The sequence below is a fragment of the Streptomyces sp. NPDC051684 genome (genome assembly GCF_044453445.1).
In the GTDB taxonomy this organism is placed as follows: Bacteria; Actinomycetota; Actinomycetes; order Streptomycetales; family Streptomycetaceae; genus Streptomyces.
Window position 1 is genome coordinate 23,989 of the sequence record NZ_JBITCS010000051.1, and the last position, 21,343, is coordinate 45,331.

Annotated in this window: 10 protein-coding genes, 1 tRNA gene, 1 rRNA gene and 2 pseudogenes; 3 read left to right on the forward strand and 11 right to left on the reverse strand. The window is 68.2% G+C overall.

Going from position 1 to position 21,343, the window contains the following annotated elements; translation table 11 throughout:
• The first annotated feature begins 291 nt into the window (after positions 1-291).
• Both ACIA8D_RS37690 and ACIA8D_RS37695 read left to right on the forward strand, forming a co-directional pair.
• A complete protein-coding gene (locus ACIA8D_RS37690) occupies positions 292-1,212 on the forward strand; it encodes a peptidoglycan-binding protein (protein WP_399239270.1) in 921 nt (306 codons plus the stop codon).
• A 65-nt stretch (positions 1,213-1,277) separates the two neighbouring features.
• A pseudogene (locus ACIA8D_RS37695) lies at positions 1,278-1,649 on the forward strand (single-stranded DNA-binding protein); the annotation flags it as partial.
• 567 nt (positions 1,650-2,216) lie between these two features.
• On the opposite strand, the pseudogene ACIA8D_RS37700 reads toward ACIA8D_RS37695, so the two are convergent.
• The 8 genes and pseudogenes from ACIA8D_RS37700 to ACIA8D_RS37735 all read right to left on the reverse strand — a co-directional run.
• Positions 2,217-3,368: pseudogene (locus ACIA8D_RS37700) on the reverse strand (RHS repeat-associated core domain-containing protein); the annotation flags it as partial.
• A gap of 527 nt (positions 3,369-3,895) precedes the next feature.
• Positions 3,896-4,477, reverse strand: coding sequence for a CinA family protein (locus ACIA8D_RS37705; protein WP_399239272.1), 582 nt, complete (start codon positions 4,475-4,477; stop codon positions 3,896-3,898).
• A complete protein-coding gene (gene pgsA, locus ACIA8D_RS37710; protein ID WP_399239274.1) occupies positions 4,474-5,154 on the reverse strand; it encodes a CDP-diacylglycerol--glycerol-3-phosphate 3-phosphatidyltransferase in 681 nt (226 codons plus the stop codon). The genes ACIA8D_RS37705 and pgsA overlap by 4 nt, the downstream gene beginning before the upstream one ends.
• On the reverse strand, positions 5,151-6,623 hold the full coding sequence (rimO, locus tag ACIA8D_RS37715) for a 30S ribosomal protein S12 methylthiotransferase RimO (RefSeq protein WP_399239276.1): 1,473 nt from the start codon (positions 6,621-6,623) through the stop codon (positions 5,151-5,153). The genes pgsA and rimO overlap by 4 nt, the downstream gene beginning before the upstream one ends.
• Positions 6,624-6,689: 66 nt before the next feature.
• Positions 6,690-7,544 (reverse strand): helix-turn-helix domain-containing protein, encoded by an 855-nt coding sequence (locus ACIA8D_RS37720; protein ID WP_399239278.1) that lies wholly within the window; start codon positions 7,542-7,544, stop codon positions 6,690-6,692.
• Positions 7,545-7,761: 217 nt separating this feature from the next.
• A complete protein-coding gene (locus tag ACIA8D_RS37725; protein ID WP_399239280.1) occupies positions 7,762-10,533 on the reverse strand; it encodes a DNA translocase FtsK in 2,772 nt (923 codons plus the stop codon).
• A 136-nt stretch (positions 10,534-10,669) separates the two neighbouring features.
• Positions 10,670-11,350, reverse strand: coding sequence for a two-component system response regulator (locus ACIA8D_RS37730; protein ID WP_385769324.1), 681 nt, complete (start codon positions 11,348-11,350; stop codon positions 10,670-10,672).
• Between the two features lie 274 nt (positions 11,351-11,624).
• Positions 11,625-17,195 (reverse strand): HAMP domain-containing protein, encoded by a 5,571-nt coding sequence (locus tag ACIA8D_RS37735; protein ID WP_399239283.1) that lies wholly within the window; start codon positions 17,193-17,195, stop codon positions 11,625-11,627.
• Between the two features lie 380 nt (positions 17,196-17,575).
• On the opposite strand from ACIA8D_RS37735, the gene ACIA8D_RS37740 reads away from it, so the two are divergent.
• Complete coding sequence (locus tag ACIA8D_RS37740; RefSeq protein ID WP_399239285.1) at positions 17,576-20,197, forward strand: SpoIIE family protein phosphatase; 2,622 nt, start codon at positions 17,576-17,578, stop codon at positions 20,195-20,197.
• Positions 20,198-20,273: 76 nt separating this feature from the next.
• Here the strand turns inward: ACIA8D_RS37740 and ACIA8D_RS37745 are convergent.
• The 3 genes from ACIA8D_RS37745 to rrf form a co-directional block, all read right to left on the reverse strand.
• Positions 20,274-20,346: transfer RNA gene (locus ACIA8D_RS37745), tRNA-Thr, on the reverse strand.
• Positions 20,347-20,433: 87 nt separating this feature from the next.
• On the reverse strand, positions 20,434-21,099 hold the full coding sequence (locus ACIA8D_RS37750; RefSeq protein ID WP_399239289.1) for a DegT/DnrJ/EryC1/StrS family aminotransferase: 666 nt from the start codon (positions 21,097-21,099) through the stop codon (positions 20,434-20,436).
• 119 nt (positions 21,100-21,218) lie between these two features.
• Positions 21,219-21,334: ribosomal RNA gene (gene rrf / locus ACIA8D_RS37755) — 5S ribosomal RNA — on the reverse strand.
• Positions 21,335-21,343 lie beyond the last annotated feature (9 nt).

Genomic DNA, 21,343 nt, shown 5'->3' on the forward strand with positions numbered 1-21,343 from the left:
CCTGGTGATCATCATTCTTGCCATCGCCTTGGCCCCATGGCTGAGCGAACAGGCTCTCGCAGTCGTCGTAGCGTTCTTCGCAGGTTCGGCACCTGCGGTCTTCTCGACCGGTCAGCCCACCGGGGGCCGCTAGTTGCACGAGCACGGTGCCCCTCGCGCAGATTCGCGAGAGGCACCGGCACGCACCGCGCGAGCACCCACTCAAGATCGTCGAGCACGAGGCCCGAGTCCGCGACACTAATGATCTGCGCCGGTCACGGTGCTCCCTCCCAACGCATCGGAGGAAGCACCGTGACCGTTCTGTACTACCCGGGCGCGTCCCGCGCATACGATTACTCGGACCGCTACAAGGGCGACACCATCAAGCCCAACTGCGGCGTCATCCACACCACCGAGGGCACGTCGTTGCCCTCGTACGGGCAGGGCGCCGAGGCCCCGAACATCACCGCGAAGCCGAACTTCGCGAAGAAGCGCCTGGACTACTACCAGCACTACGCGTTCAACCGGTCCGCGCGCGCACTGGTGAACACGGCCGGCGGCGTCGAGACGAACACCCTGAACTGCATCCAGATCGAGCTAGTCGGCACCTGCGACCCCAAGCGCAAGAAGTCGTGGAACGGGGCGAAGGCCGGCGAGGAGTACCTGTACTGGCCGGACGCCCCGCGGTGGGCGCTCGACTCGCTGGCCGAGTTCATGGCGTGGCAGCACAAGAACAACGGGATCCCGCTCTCCGGGCCGTCGAAGTGGCTGGCCTACCCCGCCTCGTACGGCACCTCGGGCGGCGCCCGCCTGTCGTTCAAGGCGTGGAACGAGTTCAACGGCTGGTGCGGGCACTCCCACGTCCCGGAGAACGTCCACGGTGATCCGGGAGACCTCGACTTCGCCGAGCTGCTGAAGCTCGCCAAGGGCAAGTCCGGCACCGTCACCTCGCCGTCGGACTCCTCGTCCTCCTCGTCGAGCGCGTCGAAGCCCGCCCCGCCGTTTCCGGGCACCCAGTTCTTCGGCCCGGGCAAGTCCAACGCCCACATCCTCGCCCTCGGCAAGCGGCTCGTGAAGAAGGGCTTCGGGAGCCACTACAAGGTCGGCCCGTCCAAGGACTGGGGCGAGGCGGACCGGCAGAACGTGGCCTCGTTCCAGCGCGCCCACAAGCAGCTCTCCGGTGACGCGGACGGATACCCCGGCCCGCTGACCTGGAAGCTCCTGTTCTCCTGACCCGCTCCCGGCCCGCCCGCACCCCTGGGCGGGCCGGGCCCGTTCTCCTCGAAAGGCCCGCTGCTGTGGCAGGCGAGACGGTTATCACCGTCGTCGGCAATCTGGTCGACGACCCCGAACTTCGCTTCACCCCCTCCGGCGCCGCGGTCGCCAAGTTCCGCGTCGCCTCGACCCCGCGCACCTTCGACCGGCAGACCAACGAGTGGAAGGACGGCGAGAGCCTGTTCCTGACCTGCGCCGTATGGCGTCAGGCCGCCGAGAACGTCGCCGAGTCCCTGCAGCGCGGCATGCGCGTCGTCGTGCAGGGCAGACTCAAGCAGCGCTCCTACGAAGACCGCGAAGGCGTCAAGCGGACCGTGTACGAGCTGGACGTCGAGGAAGTCGGAGCGAGCCTGAAGAACGCGACGGCCAAGGTGACCAAGAGCAGCGGAGCCGGGTTCTCCCGCCCCGCCCCGCCCCCGCCGCCGCCGCAGCCGCCGGTGCCCCCTGGCCCACCCAAGAGCCGCCGTTCTAGCCCTTCATGCCAAAGCGCGCCGTCCGGGAATGGTCTGCAGCACGACCGGGTGACATCTGAAGATGCACCAGGCCGGGCGTGCTATTCACGCAGGCACTTTACTCCCGTGGGATGTGTGACGCCGCGCGCTCAGGGGCGTTTTTTCCTGAAACTATGGTTCCAGATGGCAATAATAAGAACTGCCACCAGTACTACGACGCAAATACCCAAACCGGCGAATACGGCATCGCCGCTCTGTAATCCGAAAAATACAGCTCCCACGGCGACACAAAGGGCCAAGATTACAAAGATGAGCAAATTTCGCACGGAATCCTCATTAGTGTCGTCACAGGTGCGTACATTTAGATGTACAAGAGGATGGCAAGGAGGTTGATGTCGGGCGCAAAGGCCTGGAAAACATCCCCTCCCTGCCCCTCCGGATTCTCCAAGGGAGTCGAAGCCTGATTGTCGATGACCTTTCCGCGAGGCGCGCGGAATACCTACCGAAGAATCAACCGTACGTTACAATTTTTGCGCCCGTTCGAGATCCGATCATCCCTACGGCGCAGGCGGTAGCCCCGACTGCGACAAAGCCGACAGGACCGCCGAAGACCTCACCCGCCAGGAGAAGCCCAGAATTCGATGCCGCGCTCACGCCACCAGCGCAACCCGCGATGTCACTCACGAGCTGGGCACCGGCTTTGAGGACCCCTTCGCCCCAGAAGAGCCCGCTGGGGTCGATGCGGTTGACGGGGTCGCCTGCGGCGTAGAGGTAGGGGTTTTGTTCCTGGCCGGAGGGGTCGGGTTGGGTGAAGCGGCCGATGTTGGGGTCGTAGTAGCGGGCCTGGTAGTGGTAGAGGCCGGTGGTGTCGTGGTAGCCGCCGGCGAACTGGTAGGGCTGGGTGACCTGTTCGCTGGTCATCGTGGTGCGGGTGACGCCGCGGGGGCTGTAGGCGTACGTGTTGACCTTCGCTCCGGTCTCGTCGGTGACACCGATGACGGAGCCGAGCGCGTCGGTGAGGTAGTAGTACGCCTTCCCGCTGCGGGTCATGGAGTTAACCGTGCCCCCGGGCTCGCGAACAAATCCCGTGTCCACGCCCGCTGTTGAGGTGGCGGACAGGCCGATGGGTCCGTTGTGGAAGTAGGTGCCCCCGAGACGGATGCGTTCGGCCTGGTCGGTGGAGCCGTACTGCCCGGTGGACGTCTTGCCGCCGACGGTCAGGGAGGTGAGCTGGCTGTGGTCCGACCAGGTTTCCGCGGTGCGGGTGCCTTCGGGGGTGGAGGCGCCCGCGGTTTCGTTGCCCGCGAGGTCGTAGGACCAGTTCGCCGTTGAGCCGTTCTTGGAGGTGATCTGCTGGGCGTCGTTGAGCGTGTAGGTGGAGCCGCCCGGACAGCCGTCCGCCGTGCCCTGCGAGGTCAGGTTGCCGGCCAGGTCGTAGCAGTACAGCCAGGACGAGTTGACCGCGCTGCCCTTCTTCTCCTGGGCGAAGGCGAAGCGGCCCGCCCCGTCGTAGCGGTAGGTGGTCTTCAGGCCGGCGGCGTTGTCGGTCAGGGTGCGGATCTTGTCGCCGTCGGTCTTGGCGTCCGTGCCGTAGCCGTAGGTGTAGGTGAGGTCGACCAGGGTGCCCTTGGACTTGCTGGTCGCCTTGACTGCGCCGGACCTACAGCCACCTGCTGAAGGATCACGTCGACACCCACGGGGCGAAGGCCGCGAGCCTGACAGCCCGGCGAACCCGCGCCACCGTATCTCCTGCAGCATGACCCCCTGGCCCTCCCGAGGGCCGTACAGCGCCTCTCAGTGGGGCTGGGACCAACACCCCTTCTGGTCTCAGCCCCGCTCTCGTCGTTTAGAGCCCCTCTCCGGGCCTTCGCGTAGCTCGATCCGCCGCCGGGCCGCTGCCGTCCGCACGGGTCTGGAAGCGAGCAGTCGAAGGGGTACTGGCTACGCAGGGCTACGTATCGGAGCATGGGGCCTGGCGAGGGAACGCGACGTCGCAGGCCAGCGGACTGGACCTTGGCGGAGAGGCCGTGCGGACGTTCTGGCGGCCGGCTGCGCCACGGCTACATTCGTGGCTACGTACGTAGCCGTGTACCCCTGGATGGACCCGTACGGAACCGGGTCCATGTCGGCGCCATCCTCACCAAAAAGAGCCCCTGACCAGCATGTTTGCTGTTCAGAGGCTCTGAGAGCTAATGAGGAGGCTTGTACCCCCCGTTCTGTTCCGTATCCTGTGCCCGCGCTTTCCCAGTACGTTCGCCGGAATGTGCTCCGACCAGCTCTTCGACGAGCAGTCCGAGTACGCTCCGTACACTCTCCATACGGATTTCCGAACGGTCGCCGTTCAATCGCAGAGCGGCCACTTTGTGGCTACCAGCGAAATCGGCCGCCCCCTGGGAATGATCAGCTCCGGGCCCGACGACCGCCACATAGACGGTGCCGACCGGCTGCCCGTCCTGCGGCTCGGGCCCCGCTACGCCGGTCGTGGCGACGCCCCAGTCCGCGCCCAGCGCGTCCCGCACACCGTCCGCCATGGCCAGCGCGACCTCGGGGTGCACGGGCCCGTGCCCGGCCAGCAGATCCGCGTCGACGCCGAGCAGCCGGTGCTTGAGCTCCGTCGCGTACGCCGTGACCGAGCCGCGGAAGGCCTTCGAGGCTCCCGGCACCGCCACGAGCTCCGCGGCCACCAGACCGCCGGTGAGCGACTCCGCGACAGCGAGGGACTCCCCCCGCTCCGTCAACAGGCGCAGCGCCTCGACCGCCTCGTACGTCACTTCTTGGCAGCCCCCGCGGACGCCTGCGCGGCAGCCTTCGACTCGGCGAGCCCGGCACGGCGCAGCACGACGGCCTGCCGCACATAGTCGAGCCCGGTCAGCACGGTGAGCGCGACGGCGACCGCCATGACCCACCAGCGCAGCGTCGCGAGCGGACCGGTGAGCGCCAGGATGTACATGCCGACGGCCGTGCCCTGCGTCAGCGTCTTTATCTTGCCGCCGCGGCTGGCCGGAATGACCCCGTACCGAATGACGATGAATCGCAGCAGCGTGATCCCGAGCTCACGCCCGAGAATGACGCCGGTCACCCACCAGGGAAGATCACCGAGCGAGGAGAGGCAGATCAGCGCGGCGCCCATGATCGCTTTGTCGGCGATGGGGTCGGCGATCTTTCCGAAATCGGTGACCAAGTTGTATGAACGCGCCAAATGCCCGTCAAAGACATCCGTGATCATGGCAACGGCGAATGCCGCCCACGCCCAGGCCCGCCATGCCGGGTCGTACCCGCCGTCGGCCAGCATGAGCGCCACGAAACCCGGCACCAGAAGGAGCCGGATCATGGTCAGGATGTTCGCGATGTTCCACAGGCTCGCCTGGTTGACGGCCGCAGTCCCCAGCTTGCTTCCGGGCGACGGCCTGCCGGTGCCGCCCGCAGCGGACGCCGGGACTCCGGTCATCTGTCCGCCTCCTCAGCGATCTCCAGCGGCTCGGCCACGAGGTCGACACCTTCGGTACCGACCACCTTTGCCTCGACCATACGGCCGATTGTCAGACCGGCGCCGCTCGTGAGACGCACCTGCCCGTCGGTCTCGGGCGCCTGGTGGGCACCGCGGCCGAGGACACCGTCCTCCGCGTCGACCGACTCGACAAGCACCCGCACGGTCTCGCCCACGCGCTCCTCGGCGCGCTGCGACACCAGCTGCTCGGCGAGCCGGGACAGGCGCGCGAGACGCTGCGCGACGACGTCCTCGTCGAGCTTGTTCTCGTACGTCGCCGCTTCCGTGCCCTCCTCGTCGGAGTAGCCGAAGACGCCGATGGCGTCCAGACGCGCGCCGTTCAGGAAGCGCTCCAGCTCCGCGTAGTCGGCCTCGGTCTCACCGGGGAAGCCCACGATGAAGTTCGACCGGACACCTGCCTGCGGCGCCTTGGACCGAATGGTGTCGAGCAGCTCCAGGAACCGGTCGGTGTCGCCGAAGCGCCGCATCGCGCGCAGCACGCCGGGCGCCGAGTGCTGGAAGGAGAGGTCGAAGTACGGGGCGATCTTGTCGGTCCCCGTCAGCACGTCGATCAGGCCGGGACGCATCTCGGCGGGCTGCAGGTAGCTCACGCGCACCCGCTCGATCCCGTCGACGTCCGCCAGCTCGGGCAGCAGCGACTCCAGGAGCCGGATGTCGCCCAGGTCCTTGCCGTACGACGTGTTGTTCTCGGAGACCAGCATGATCTCCTTGACGCCCTGCTCGGCGAGCCAGCGCGTCTCGTTGAGTACGTCGCTGGGGCGGCGCGAGATGAACGAACCGCGGAACGACGGGATGGCGCAGAACGAGCACCGCCGGTCGCACCCGGACGCCAGCTTCACGGACGCCACGGGGGTGCCGCCGAGCCGGCGCCGCAGTGGGGCACGCGGCCCCGACGCGGGCGCGACGCCCTCGGGCAGGTCGACAGGGGGCTCCACCGGAGCGTGCCCCGGCAGCGCGATCCCGGAGCCCGCCTCCTGGCGCTCGGCCGGGCTGATCGGCAGCAGCTTGCGGCGGTCACGCGGGGCGTGCGCCTCCACGTTGCCCCCGGACAGGATCGTCTGGAGGCGACCGGAGATGTCCTCGTAGTCGTCGAAACCGAGCACGCCGTCGGCCTCGGGCAGCGCCTCGGCGAGCTCCTTGCCGTAGCGCTCGGCCATGCAGCCGACCGCTACCACCGCCTGAGTCTTTCCATGACTCTTGAGGTCATTGGCTTCGAGGAGGGCGTCGACGGAGTCCTTCTTCGCGGCCTCCACGAAGCCGCAGGTGTTCACGACGGCGACATCGGCTGCGTCGGCGTCCTCGACGAGCTCCCAGCCGTCCGCCTCCAAGCGGCCTGCGAGCTCCTCCGAGTCCACCTCGTTACGGGCGCAGCCAAGGGTGACAAGTGCGACGGTACGGCGTTCGGGCATGGAATCAAGACTACTTCGTCCCACCGACAGCCCTCGCCGCGAGGGGTTACCGGCGGATCACCGGGCTCAGCCGACCTCGGGGTCACCCTTCGTGTACGACAGCCGCTCGACCTGGCCGGGCTTGAACTCGTCCTCGATCTGCTTGCCGTTCACATACAGCTTGATCGAGCCCGCGTCACCGAGGACGAGGTCGATCTTCTGGTTGTCCTGGAAGGTCTTCGTCTGGCCGTCCTGCAGCAGCCCGTCGAACATGGTCCGCCCGTTGTGGTCCTTGGCGGAGATCCAGCTGCGGCCCTCCGAGGCGTTCACCTTGACGGTGACCTTGTCCGCGGGGGCCGCGGCGATGGCACTGTCGGTCGGGTCGGGCTTGGGATCGGTGGGCTTCTTGGCGCTGGGGCTCGGCTTCTTGGTCGTGGGCTTGCTGGTCGCCGGGGTGGAGCCCTCGGCGGCCTGCTGCTGGCCACTGTCACCGTCGCCACCGCTGAAGGCGGTGTAGCCGACGAAGGCGACGACCGCGACGATCGCGGCGACCATGGCGGCCGTCCAATTGGGCCTGCGCGGCTCGGAGCGGATCCGCTCGGTCTCGAACAGCGGCGTGGCAGGCGTCGGCGCGGGGCGTCCGCCGTGCTCGTCGCCGTACTGTTCGAGCAGCGGCTCGGCGTCGAGGCCCACGGCACGCGCGAGCGTGCGGATGTGGCCTCGTGCGTACACGTCACCGCCGCAGCGCGAGAAATCGTCCTGCTCGATGGCCTGCACGATAGGGATGCGCACCCGGGTCGATTGGCTGACCTCGTCGACGGTCAGACCCGCGTCGACGCGTGCCTGCTGAAGGGCACGACCGATCGACGGCCGGTCGTCGTCCGCGTGCGGGTTGCGGTCTTCCGAAGGGCGGTCGTCTTCAGGGGAGTTGCCGATGGACACGGGGGCGCCTTTCGAGCGTGTAGCCACCTGCTGGAGGTTCAGTGTAGGGGGGGTGTGAATGGGTGAGGCAACCGGGCGGTCGGACTTTGTACGCCATCGGAATGGCCTGCCATCCCGCCGGCGTCGTACGCGGCTACCTCCCCCTCAACTTGACGTAGCCGATGAGGAAACGGTTGCCCCGATGCCCGTACGGGTGACGTCGTTCGAGGGGATCACCTTAAGGTTGATCCTCCCCGCGGATCACCGCGAGCACTCCCTCCAGTTCATCGGCTTTCACAAGAACGTCACGAGCCTTCGAACCTTCACTGGGTCCGACGATGTTCCTCGACTCCATCAAGTCCATGAGGCGCCCGGCCTTGGCGAAGCCCACGCGGAGCTTGCGCTGCAGCATGGAGGTCGAGCCGAACTGCGTGGAGACGACCAGTTCGGTCGCCGAGCACAGCAGGTCCAGGTCGTCGCCGATGTCCTCGTCGATCTCCTTCTTCTGCTTGGTGCCCACCGTGACGTCGTCCCGGAAGACGGGCGCCATCTGGTCCTTGCAGTGCTGCACGATGGCGTGGATCTCGTCCTCTATGACGAACGCGCCCTGCATACGGGTCGGCTTGTTCGCCCCCATGGGGAGGAACAGACCGTCGCCCTTGCCGATGAGCTTCTCGGCGCCCGGCTGGTCGAGGATGACGCGGCTGTCGGCGAGCGAGGAGGTGGCGAAGGCGAGCCGTGAGGGCACGTTCGCCTTGATCAGGCCGGTGACGACGTCGACCGACGGACGCTGCGTGGCGAGGACCAGGTGGATGCCGGCCGCGCGCGCGAGCTGCGTGATCCGGACGATGGAGTCCTCGACGTCCCTCGGCGCGACCATCATCAGGTCGGCGAGCTCATCGACGATCACCAGCAGATACGGGTACGCCTTCAGCTCCCGCTCGCTGCCCTCGGGCGTGGTGAGCTTGCCGTCCTTGACCGCCTGGTTGAAGTCGTCGATGTGCCGGTAGCCGAAGGCCGCCAGGTCGTCGTAGCGCAGATCCATCTCCCGCACGACCCACTGAAGTGCCTCGGCGGCCTTCTTGGGGTTGGTGATGATCGGCGTGATCAGGTGCGGGATGCCCTCGTACGCGGTCAGCTCCACGCGCTTGGGGTCGACGAGGACCATCCGGACGTCCTCGGGCGTCGCCCGCATCATGATCGAGGTGATCAGACAGTTGATGCACGAGGACTTGCCGGAACCGGTGGCACCGGCGACCAGGATGTGCGGCATCTTCGCCATGTTGGCCATCACGTAGCCGCCCTCGACGTCCTTGCCGAGCGCGACCAGCATGGGGTGCTCGTCCTCGGCCGCGTCCGCGAGGCGCAGCACGTCGCCGACGTTGACCATCTCGCGGTCCGTGTTCGGGATCTCGATGCCGACCGCGGACTTGCCGGGGATCGGCGAGATGATCCGGACGTCCGGGGACGCGACGGCGTAGGCGATGTTCTTCGCCAGCGCCGTGATCTTCTCGACCTTCACGGCGGGGCCGAGCTCGATCTCGTAGCGGGTGACCGTGGGGCCGCGCGTGAAGCCCGTGACGCCCGCGTCGACCTTGAACTCGGTGAAGACGGTCTGCAGCGATTCGACGACGGCGTCGTTGGCGGCGCTGCGCGACTTGCCGGGGCCACCGCGGGTGAGCAGGTCGAGGGAGGGCAGCGCGTACGTGATGTCGCCGGCGAGCTGGAGCTGCTCGGCGCGCGGCGGCAGGTCGCCCCTCGACTCGGGGGCGGACTTCGTGAGGTCCGGCACGCCGGGGGGCGTCGGCTCAGGCTCCTTCTGAGCGCCCGCCGGGGCCTTCTTGGCCCTGGCCCCCGGAACGGGTGCCGAGCGGTCCCCTGTGGCCGTCTCACCGCTGTTCTCGCCGGTGCTCTCGCCCGAGACGCCCTGCGTGAGGTCCGCGACGAGTGGCGAGGGCGGCATGCCGTGCAGCACGGCCCCGTCGAGCGCGGCGGCGGCCGCCGCGGCCACGTCGACCGCGTCCATCGGCCGTTCCATCGCGGGCTGCACGGACCGCCTGGACGTGCGCCGCTTGGCGAACGCCTCCTCCTCGGCCCGGTCCGGGTCGTACGACTGCGGGGCGGCCGCGGAGCGCTTGCGCGAGCGCACGGGCGTGGCCTCGCGCCACTCGTCGTCGTAGTCCTCCTGAGTGGCTCCGGCGAAGGCCTCGTCGTCGTGCACCACCCCGAGCCGCACGCCGAGCTGGTGCAGGCGCTGCGGGATGGCGTTGACGGGCGTCGCGGTCACCACGAGCAGCCCGAACACAGTCAGCAGGACCAGCAGCGGGACCGCGAGCACCTGGGTCATGGTGAAGCTCAGCGGCGTCGCGGCGGCCCAGCCGATGAGCCCGCCCGCGTCCCTTATGGCGCGCATGCCGTCCCCGCGCGCGGGTGAGCCGCACGCGATGTGGACCTGTCCGAGCACGCCGATGACGAGCGCGGAGAGGCCGATCACGATCCGCCCGTTGGCCTCGGGCTTCTCGGGGTGCCGGATGAGCCGTACGGCGATGATCCCGAGCAGGATCGGCACCAGCAGGTCGAGGCGGCCGAACGCGCCGGTCACCAGCATGTCGACGAGGTCACCGACCGGGCCCTGAAGGTTGGACCAGGTACCAGCCGCGCAGACCAGACCGACCCCGAGCAGCAGCAGCGCGAGCCCGTCCTTGCGGTGCGCCGGGTCGAGCCCCTTCGCGCCACGCCCTATGCCGCGGAACATCGCCCCCACGCTGTGCGCGACACCGAGCCACAGGGCGCGCACGAGCTTGTACAGGCCCCCGGTCGGATTGGGCGCCGCCTTGGGAGCCGGCTTCTTCGCCACCGCCTTCTTGGCGGGCGCCCGCTTGGGAGCCGGCTTCTTGGCGGCGGCCTTCTTCGCGGGGGCCTTTTTGGCAGCGGCCTTCTTCGCCGGAGCCTTGGTCGGCGCCGCCGTCTTCTTCGCGGGCGTCTTCTTGGCTGCGGGACGTGAGGCCATGGGTGTGAGGTTACCGGGGGAGCCGACCTTGGACACGCGTGCCCACCGCTTCACCCGATCGTGTCGCGAACTGATGGGGCGAAAACTGACGTGGCCTCAAAGCCCGAGCGGCCGCCCCGATTCCGGGGCGGCCGGTTCAGTTCTGGGAGGGCAGCGAGGGCGCTCCGCTGCCGGTTCCGGGCTCCAGGGCGTCAAGTGCCCTGCGCAGCCCGGTGAGTTTGCGCTCCAGGTGGGCCGCCGTGGCCACCGCCGCCGCGTCCGCGGACTCGTCGTCCAGCTGCTTCGACAGCGCCTCGGCCTGCTCCTCGACCGCGGCGAGCCGCGCCGACAGCTCCGCGAGCAGCCCCGCGGGCTCCTTGGCGTCCCCGACGGCCTTGCCGCCGCCCTCCAGCTGGAGCCGCAGCAGCGCCGCCTGCTCCCTCAGCTGGCAGTTCTTCATGTACAGCTCGACGAACACCGAGACCTTGGCGCGCAGCACCCACGGGTCGAACGGCTTGGAGATGTAGTCGACCGCGCCCGCCGCGTAGCCACGGAACGTGTGATGCGGTCCGTGGTTGATCGCTGTGAGGAAGATGATCGGGATGTCCCGTGTCCGCTCGCGGCGCTTGATGTGCGCAGCGGTTTCGAATCCGTCCATTCCCGGCATCTGAACGTCCAGCAGAATGACCGCGAAATCGTCCGTGAGCAGCGCCTTCAGCGCTTCCTCCCCGGACGATGCCCGTACCAGTGTCTGATCGAGCGCGGAGAGGATGGCCTCCAGCGCCAGCAGATTCTCCGGCCGGTCATCGACCAGGAGGATCTTGGCCTTCTGCACCATGGCCCGCCCTCCTCGCCCCGGCATGGGGCCGCCCCTGTCCGCAGGACTCGGGGAGGCTCCTTTCGCCACCCCAGGGGACGACTCCCTTGCGTCGTCCGTCCTTGTGCCGGTCATGGTAGCCGCACCCCGCCTGTCGCCACACCCTGTCACCGCGATGTCACCGTGCACGTAGCAGAAACGCGGTGGGAGACCAGAAGGTTCCCCGTATCCCGCGTCTCTACACGGCTTCGACCACACTCAGTCAGCAACTCATCCTGAACATTCCGGTTTCCGGTCACTCACCATGCATCCACCGCTCCATCACAGAGAGCAGATGATCCGGATCGACCGGCTTCGTAACGTAGTCGGAAGCGCCCGACTCGATGGCCTTCTCCCGGTCGCCCTTCATCGCCTTCGCGGTGAGCGCGATGATCGGCAGCCCGGCGAACTGCGGCATCCTTCGGATCGCCGTCGTCGTCGCGTAGCCGTCCATCTCCGGCATCATGATGTCCATCAGCACGACTGTCACATCGTCGTGCTGCTCGAGCACCTCGATGCCCTCGCGCCCGTTCTCCGCGTACAGGACCGAGAGACCCTGCTGCTCCAGGACGCTGGTGAGCGCGAACACGTTGCGGATGTCGTCGTCGACGATGAGGACCTTCTCGCCGCCGAACAGCAGCCCGTGCCGGGGCGCGGGCGTGCTCCTCTCAGCGGCGCCCGTCGTACCCACCGTGCCACCGCCGTCCCAGTGCTCGTCCGCGCGCTCCTGCGCGGGCAGCGGCTGGCCCTGGAGCGGGTTCTGCGGGCCCTGTGGGCTCTGCGGCGCCGTGCGCTCGGGCTCCGCCGGAGTCGACCTGCGACGGCGCCGGAAGAGCGCCGCGGGCCCGTTCTGGGTGTCCTGGTAGGACCTCACCTCGGCCGGGGTCTCCACCTCGGCCGGCTCGGGCGCCGCGTCGAGGGCGAGCCGCTCCCCCGGTTCGATGGTCGGCGCGAGCTGCGCGTACCCCTGGGGCGGCAGTTCGCGCGGGTGCATCGGCAGGTAGAGCGTGAAGGTCGAGCCGCGTCCGGGCTCACTCTGCGCGTGGATCTCGCCGCCCAGGAGGCGGGCGATCTCGCGGCTGATGGACAGGCCGAGGCCCGTACCGCCGTACTTGCGGCTCGTCGTGCCGTCGGCCTGCTTGAACGCCTCGAAGATGACGCGCATCTTGCTGGCCGCGATGCCGATGCCGGTGTCGGTCACCGAGAAGGCGACCACATCGCCGTCCACCTCGGTCAACGAGCCCGCTTCCAGCAGCTGTTCGCGGATCGCGTTCGGTACGTCCGCGCCTGCCGGCCTGATGACGAGCTCGACGGCACCGGAGTCGGTGAACTTCACCGCGTTGGAGAGCAGGTTGCGCAGCACCTGAAGGAGGCGCTGTTCGTCGGTGTGCAACGTAGTGGGCAGTTCCGGCGACACCCTTACGGAGAAGTCGAGTTGCTTCTCCGCGGTCAGTGGCCGGAACGTGGCCTCTACGTAGTCGACAAGCTGCACCAGGGCGATGCGCGTCGGCGAGACGTCCATCTTGCCCGCCTCGACCTTCGACAGGTCGAGGATGTCGTTGATCAGCTGGAGCAGGTCGGAACCCGCTCCGTGGATCGTCTCGGCGAACTCGACCTGCTTCGGGGTGAGGTTCGCGTCGGCGTTGTCGGCCAGCAACTTGGCAAGGATGAGCAGCGAGTTGAGCGGCGTACGCAGCTCGTGCGACATGTTGGCGAGGAACTCGCTCTTGTAGCGCATCGAGACGGCGAGCTGCTCGGCGCGCTCCTCCAGGACCTGCCGCGCATCCTCGATCTCGGTGTTCTTCACCTCGATGTCGCGGTTCTGCTGGGCGAGCAGTTCGGCCTTCTCCTCCAGCTCGGCGTTGGACGCCTGGAGGGCCTTTTGCCGGTTCTCCAGCTCGGCGGACCGCTCACGCAGCTGCTCGGTCAGCTCCTGCGACTGCCGCAGCAGGACCTCCGTCTTCGTATTGACGGAGATCGTGTTGACGCTCGTCGCGATCATCTCCGCGATCTGGTTCAGGAAGTCCTTCTGGATCTGCGTGAACGGCGTGAAGGACGCCAGCTCGATCACACCGAGCACGGTGTCCTCGAACAGCACGGGGATCACGATGACCTGCGCCGGGGGCGCCTCACCGAGCCCGGAGGCGATCTTCAGGTAGCCGCTGGGCGCGTTGTCCACGAGGATCGTGCGCCGCTCCTGCGCGGCCGTCCCGATGAGCGTCTCGCCGGGCCGGAACGCCGTCGGCATGGACCCCATGGAGTAGCCGTAGCTCCCGCACATGCGCAGCTCGTACGCGTCCTCGTCCGCGATCGCCGCGTCGGCGCCGTCGTCCAGCGGCAGCGCCAGGAAGAAGGCGCCGTGCTGCGCCGAGACGACCGGCGTCAGCTCGCTCATGATGAGCCCCGCCACGTCGTCGAGGTCGCGGCGGCCCTGCATCAGACCCGAGATGCGGGCCAGGTTGCCCTTGAGCCAGTCCTGCTCCTCGTTGGCGATCGTGGTGTCGCGCAGGTTGGAGATCATCTTGTTGATGTTGTCCTGGAGGACCTGGATCTCGCCCGCGGCGTCGACGTCGATCTTGAGGTTGAGGTCGCCGCGCGTCACCGCGGTGGCGACGGCCGCGATGGCACGCACCTGACGGGTCAGGTTCCCGGCCATCTCGTTCACGGACTCGGTCAGGTCGCGCCAGGTGCCGTCGACGTCACGCACGCGTGCCTGGCCGCCCAGTTGCCCCTCGGTGCCCACCTCTCGGGCCACCCGGGTCACCTGCTCGGCGAACGACGACAGCTGGTCGACCATCGTGTTGATCGTCGTCTTCAGCTCGAGGATCTCGCCGCGCGCGTCGATGTCGATCTTCTTGGTCAGGTCGCCCTTGGCGATGGCGGTCGTGACCATCGCGATGTTGCGCACCTGTCCGGTCAGGTTCGAGGCCATGCCGTTCACGGACTCGGTCAGGTCCTTCCACGTACCGGACACTCCGGGTACGCGGGCCTGGCCGCCGAGGATGCCGTCCGTGCCCACCTCGCGGGCCACCTTGGTGACCTGGTCGGCGAACGAACTCAGGGTCCGCACCATCGTGTTGAACGTGTCGGCGAGCTGCGCGACCTCGCCGCGCGCCTCAATGGTGACCTGCCGGGTCAGGTCGCCGTTGGCCACCGCGTTGGCGACCTGGGAGATGTTGCGCACCTGCATGGTCAGGTTGTTGGCCATGAGGTTCACGTTGTCGCTCAGGTCCTTCCAGATGCCCGTGACACCCGGAACCCTTGCCTGACCGCCCAGTTGTCCCTCGGTGCCCACCTCACGGGCCACCCGGGTCACCTGCTCCGCGAACGACGACAGCTGGTCCACCATCGTGTTCACCGTGGTGACGAGTTCGAGGATCTCGCCCTTGGCGTCGACGGTGATCTTCTTGGAGAGGTCGCCGCGCGCCACGGCCGTCGTGACCTCGGCGATGTTCCGCACCTGAAGCGTCAGGTTGTTGGCCATGCCGTTCACGGACTGCGTCAGGTCCTTCCACGTACCCGACACGCCCTGTACCTCGGCCTGTCCGCCGAGGATGCCGTCCGTACCCACCTCGCGGGACACCCGCGTCACCTGCTCGGCGAAGGCGGAGAGCTGGTCCACCATCGTGTTGAGGGTGTTCTTCAGCTCCAGGATCTCGCCGCGCGCGTCCACGTCGATCTTCTGCGACAAGTCACCACGCGCCACCGCCGTGGCCACCTGGGCGATGTTGCGCACCTGGGCCGTGAGGTTGCCGGCCATGCCGTTCACGGAATCCGTCAGATCGCGCCACACGCCGGCGACGCCGGGCACCTGCGCCTGGCCGCCGAGACGGCCCTCGGTGCCCACCTCACGGGCCACCCGGGTCACCTGGTCCGCGAAGGCGGAGAGCTGGTCGACCATCGTGTTGATGGTGTTCTTCAACTCCAGGATCTCGCCGCGCGCGTCCACGTCGATCTTCTGCGACAGGTCACCACGCGCCACCGCGGTCGTGACCTGAGCGATCTGCCGCACCTGTGAAGTCAGGTTTCCGGCCATGAAGTTGACGGAGTCGGTCAGTTCCTTCCACGTGCCGCTCACGCCGTCCACGCGGGCCTGACCGCCGAGGCGGCCCTCCGTACCCACGTCCCGCGCCATCCGCGTCACCTGGTCGGCGAAGCTCGACAGCTGGTCCACCATCGTGTTCACGGTGTTCTTCAGCTGGAGCATCTCGCCGGAGACGTCGACGGTGACCTTCTGCGACAGATCACCGTTCGCCACCGCCGTCGTCACCTGGGCGATGTTGCGCACCTGCCCGGTGAGGTTGCGGAACGCGGTGTTGACGGAGTCGGTCAGGTCCTTCCACGTACCGGCCGCGCCGGGTACGAGCGCCTGACCGCCCAGCTCACCCTCGACACCGATCTCCCGCGCCACGCGCGTCACTTCGGAACCGAAGGCGGACAGCTGGTCCACCATCGTGTTGACGGTGTTCTTCAGCTCGAGCATCTCGCCCGCGACGTCGACGGTGACCTTCTGCGACAGATCACCGTTCGCCACCGCCGTCGTGACGGTCGCGATGTCCCGCACCTGAGTTGTGAGGTTCCGGAAAACCGTGTTCACCGAATCGGTGAGGTCCTTCCACGTGCCGGCGGCTCCCGGCACATTGGCCTGGCCACCGAGCTGACCCTCGGCACCGACCTCGTTGGCCACACGCGTGACCTCGTCCGCGAAAGTTCGCAGAGTCTCCGTCATCTGGTTGATGGTCTCGGCCAGCTGGGCGACCTCGCCGCGCGCCGACACCGTGACCTTCTGCGACAGGTCACCGTTGGCGACGGCCGTGGTGACCTGGGCGATTCCACGCACCTGCGCGGTCAGGTTGCCGGCCATCAGGTTCACCGAATCGGTGAGGTCCTTCCACACACCGGCCACACCGGGCACCTGCGCCTGGCCGCCGAGCTCACCCTCCGTGCCCACTTCGCGGGCCACACGCGTGACCTCGGAGGAGAACGACGACAGCTGGTCCACCATCGTATTCACGGTGTTCTTCAGCTCGAGCATCTCGCCCGCGACGTGAACCGTGACCTTCCGGGACAAGTCGCCCTTGGCCACCGCGGTGGTGACGAGAGCAATGTCACGTACCTGTGCGGTCAGCCGGTACGCCATTGTGTTGACCGAATCCGTGAGGTCCTTCCACGAACCGGACATTCCACGTACGCGCGCCTGTCCACCGAGCTTGCCCTCGGTACCCACCTCGCTGGCCACACGCGTGACCTCGTCGGTGAACGTGGAGAGCTGGTCGACCAGGTTGTTGACGGTCCGGCCGACCTTCAGGAATTCGCCGCGCAGCGGATGCCCATGCCCCTCGGGCTTCCCTTCCGGCACCTGGGCCCGCAGCTCCATCCGGGGCGACAGGTCGCCGTCCGCGACCGCGGAGAGCACCCTCCCGACCTCTGAGACGGGCCGTACGAGGTCGTCCACGAGCGCGTTGGACGCATTGATCGCCGTGGCCCAGGAGCCCTCACAGGCGCCCGTCTCGAGCCGCTCGGTGAGCTTGCCCTCGCGGCCGACCATGCGCCGCACTCGGGACATCTCACCCGTCAGGTGCAGATTTCGGTCGGCCACCTCGTTGAAAACGGCCGCGATCTCCGACATCACCCCGTCGCCGCTGACGGTCAGGCGCTTGCGGAAATTGCCGTCTCTCATCGCGACAAGACCTGCGAGCAGCCTGTTCAGCGCCGCGGTATCCACGGTCGTCGTACCGCTGCCACCGCGCGTTTTGCGCTGTTTTGTCAGGGACTGTCCGCCTTCTGCGCGCGCCTTCTTGCTTCGCGTCGCTGCGCCAGACTCCACTGTGTCCCTCCCGCAGGGATCGACCTGTACTGCTCGGGTTGCTCGGGTGTTTCTCGGATTCGCTTCTACCGCCGCACCGGCACTTCAATGCGTTCTTCTATGGAAGCTTGCCCAGTGTTTCACCATGGCTGAACCAGGCCATAACAGTTCGGCAGCTTCGCACACCGTCCGCACACCCTCCGGGCGGAAACACAGACGACCGGCATCCGCATGGACGGCGAAGGTAAGTAACCTTGCATACGGCTGTCCACCCACCCCGGTCTGCCCGGCCTGGGCGGTGGCGGAAAACGAGCGGGCATCGGAGGGGCGGCCGAGACATGGGTACGGGAGACCTGAGCCTCGACACTCGGACATCGAGTACAACTCGTACAGGGAGTTCTGTGATCACCGCGCGCGCGGCTGCCACTTTCGAGCCGGTCGGACGCTCCGTCGCGACCGCCCGCTCCTTCGTACGCGACACCCTCCAAGGGTGGGGCCATGCGGACATCATCGACGACGCCGTCGTTCTGACCAGCGAACTCGTGACAAATGCCGTGGTTCACGCGGGCACATCCGCGGAGGTTCTGTGCCTGCGAAGTGAGGACCACGTCCGCATCGAGGTCTCCGACCGCTATCCGGAGCGCGAGATTCCGCTGCAGTCGTCCGCCATGAACATGGGCAGCCCGGACCGCGAGGGCGGCCGCGGCCTCCAGCTCTGCGCCGCGCTCGCCAGCCGCTGGGGCGTGGACTATTCGGCCACCCACAAGCGGGTCTGGTTCCAACTCGACCTCCCCGAGCGCTCGGTGGGCACCCGCGCCGCGGGCCCCAACCTCCCCACCAACCTCCTCCCGCTCGCGGACGAGCGGGTCCGCGTAGCCGTCGTCCAGATCGACCGGGTCGGCGCGATCACCGGGTGGAACGAGGACGCGGAGGAGCTGTTCGGGTACGCGGCCGAGCAGGTCACCGGTAAGCCCCTCACGGACTTCGCGGCCTGGCCGCACACCCCCGGCACCAGCACGGGCATCGTCGACGCGCTCCAACTCTCGCGCTGGGAGGGCAGTTACGGCATCCGCACCGCCAACGGCCGCGTGACGCCCGTGTACGCCTCGCACCTGCGCGTCCGCGACACCGACGGCGACCCGTCGACCGTCTGCCTCCTGGTGCGCGACCACGAGCGGGCGGTCCTCCAGACCCCGCTGCGCCTCCCCTCCCCCGACCCGGGGGCGCACTCCGAGAGCCAGGGCTCCGACCCGTTCGAGGTCTTCATCGGCTCGCCGGCGCCCGACGACCTCGACGGACTGCTCCAGCGCACGGTGGAGCGCGCCCGCGACATGCTCGACGGCGACTCCGCGTTCCTGCTCCTCGCCACGGACGACGAGACGGAGCTGGAGGTCCGCGCCTCGACCGGCCTGCCCTCCGCACGGCAGCGCTTCGCGCGCGTGCCCGTCGAAGTCGGCCCCAACCGCTACGGCTCGGCCCGAATGCCCGCCGTGCACGAGGACCTGACCCAGGTCCCCGGCGCCGTCCCGCTCCTGAACGGCACGGGCATGCGCTCGGTCGTCACGGTCCCCCTCAAGGTCGAGGGCCGCCTCACGGGCTCCCTGGGCGTCGCGGCGGAGGCCCCGGACCGCTACTCGAACGAAGAGGCGCTGCGCCTGCAGTTCGCCGCCGACCGCATCGCACTGGCCGTCGAGTCGGCCCGCCTCGGCGAACTCGAAAAGCTCCGCCGCGGCTCGCTCAGCTTCCTCGTCGAGGCCTCCGATCTCCTGGCGGGCACGCTCGACAGGGATCAAACCCTGGCGCTCATGGCCCAGATGACGGTCCCGACCCTCGCCACGTGGTGCGCGGTCTACACGATCGCCGACCAGGCCTCCGAGCCATATCTCTCCTATGTGCTGCACGAGGACGAGGAGCGCATCGACGGACTCAAGGCGCTCCTTTCGAAGATCGCGCCCCCGGACCCGGTCCCGACCCCGGGCGCACGCGTCTGGGCGGCCCCCGCGGAAGCCGCCCACCAGGCAGCACTGCGTACGTCCATGAGAAGCCTGGGTCTCGGCGAACCGGCGAGCGTCAGCTCCGGCATCGGCACGACGCTCCAGACGGCCTCGGCGGTCGGCGGCGAGACCGTCGTCCTGCCTCTGGTGGCCCGCAACCGCGTCATCGGCATGCTGACCCTCGGCAAGCCGACGGACGAGCACTTCCGCCAGGAAATCCTGGAGCTGGCCGAGGACTTGAGCCGCAGGGCCGCCCTGGCCCTCGACAACGCGCGCCTCTACTCGGAGCGCATGGCGATCAGCCAGTCCCTCCAGCGCAGCCTGCTGCCACCGGAGTTGCCCGAAGTCCCGGGCGTCGAGGTGGAGGTCATCTACCGCGCGGCCGGCGAGGGCAACGAGGTGGGCGGCGACTTCTACGACCTGTTCCCCATCCGGGACGACGCGTACGGCTTCGCCATCGGCGACGTCTGCGGCACGGGCCCGGAGGCGGCGGCCGTCACCGGCCTGGCCCGCCACGCCCTGCGCCTGCTCGCCCGCGAGGGCTTCGGCGGCCCGGCGGTCCTGGAACGCCTGAACGCGGCGATCCTCGACGAGGGCGCCCGCAGCCGCTTCCTCACCCTGCTCTACGGGGAGTTGTGGCCGCAGGAGGACGGCTCGGCGATCGTGAAGATGGTCTGCGCCGGCCACCCGCTCCCGCTCCGCCTGCGCCAGGACGGCTCCGTCGCCCCGTACGCGGAGCCCCAGCCGCTGCTCGGCGTCATGGACGACCTGGAGCTGTACGAGCAGACGCTGACGCTCGACCCGGGCGACGTCCTGCTCTGCGTCACGGACGGCATCACCGAGCGCCGCGAGGGCAGCCGCATGCTCGGCGACGACGGTCTGGCGGATGTCCTCTCCACCTGTACGGGCCTGACGGCCGGGGCTGTTGCCGCCCGCATCATGCGCGCGGTGGAGCGCTTCGCCGCGGACGCCCCGTCGGACGACATGGCGATCCTCGCGATGCGCGTCCCGGGCCTGCACCACGATTGACGGGCCCCCTGGGGACAGGGGGCGGCGGGGGCATGAAAAAGGCCCCCGCCCAATGGGCGGGGGCCTTCAATTCACGAGCCCCCAAGCGGAATCGAACCGCTGACCTTCTCCTTACCATGGAGACGCTCTACCGACTGAGCTATAGGGGCCTGTCGCTTTCGCGGAGTTTTCCGCTCGGCAACAAAATAAAGCTTACCTGATGTTGAGGCCCCTGCGAACCACCGCCCAGGTAGGCCCTAGAAGGCCGGCTGCAGCAATCCGCCCAATGCGTTGCAGGCATGCACGACCCGCTGCAACTGCCGCCGTGACATTGCCGCTTCGACCGGCAGGGCGAGCGTCTCGTCGGCGGCCAACTCGGTTTCCGGGAGCGCGATGTCGAACCGGAAACCCGGCAGCCGGTGCACCGGCGTCTTCACCGGCACCCGGCACTCGACGCCCTTCCCGCGCAACACCCGCGCGAAAGCGTCCCGATCCGGCCGCCCATTACCGGGCACCCGCACCACGTACTGCTGATACGTGTGCCCCTCCTGCCCCACGGGAGTCCGCACGCCGGTGAGCCGCGCGCTCAAATAGGCGGCGTGCACGCGGCGTTGAGCCACCTCGTCGTACGACTTCTCGGACTCGCCGGGCTCCTCAAGCACGAGCAGGCCGTGACGCCGGCCCAGCTCCCTCAGCCGGGCGAGATCGGCCCGGTGCCCAAAGCGGTGCACGGCGACGACCGCGGCCGTCCGTTCACCAAGACTGGCGGCTACGTGGGAGGGATCGATGCAGTACGTCTCCGGGTGAATATCGGCGAAGACCGGCACGGCCCCCGCCCGCACGACGTCCTCGGCGACCTCGACGTTCCCGAACGCCGGCACGATGACCTCGTCGCCGGTACCGACGCCTGCGGCTCGCAGCATTTCAACTGTGCCCATGTCAGGGATCGTGCCCACACGACGTGAACGACAGGTGACGAGCAACAAAAAAGAGCTGGTCCCCGAACCAAAGGGTTCGGGGACCAGCTCTTTTATCAAAATTAGTTCGGCGGCGTCCTACTCTCCCACAGGGTCCCCCTGCAGTACCATCGGCGCTGTGAGGCTTAGCTTCCGGGTTCGGAATGTAACCGGGCGTTTCCCTCACGCTATGACCACCGAAACACTATGA

Excerpts from the sequence above, each read along its gene's own strand:
- pgsA (WP_399239274.1), bottom strand. The coding sequence starts at position 5,154 with ATGACCGGAGTCCCGGCGTCCGCTGCGGGCGGCACCGGCAGGCCGTCG.
- rimO (WP_399239276.1), bottom strand. The coding sequence starts at position 6,623 with ATGCCCGAACGCCGTACCGTCGCACTTGTCACCCTTGGCTGCGCCCGT.
- ACIA8D_RS37725 (WP_399239280.1), bottom strand. The coding sequence starts at position 10,533 with ATGGCCTCACGTCCCGCAGCCAAGAAGACGCCCGCGAAGAAGACGGCG.
- ACIA8D_RS37730 (WP_385769324.1), bottom strand. The coding sequence starts at position 11,350 with ATGGTGCAGAAGGCCAAGATCCTCCTGGTCGATGACCGGCCGGAGAAT.
- ACIA8D_RS37750 (WP_399239289.1), bottom strand. The coding sequence starts at position 21,099 with ATGCTGCGAGCCGCAGGCGTCGGTACCGGCGACGAGGTCATCGTGCCG.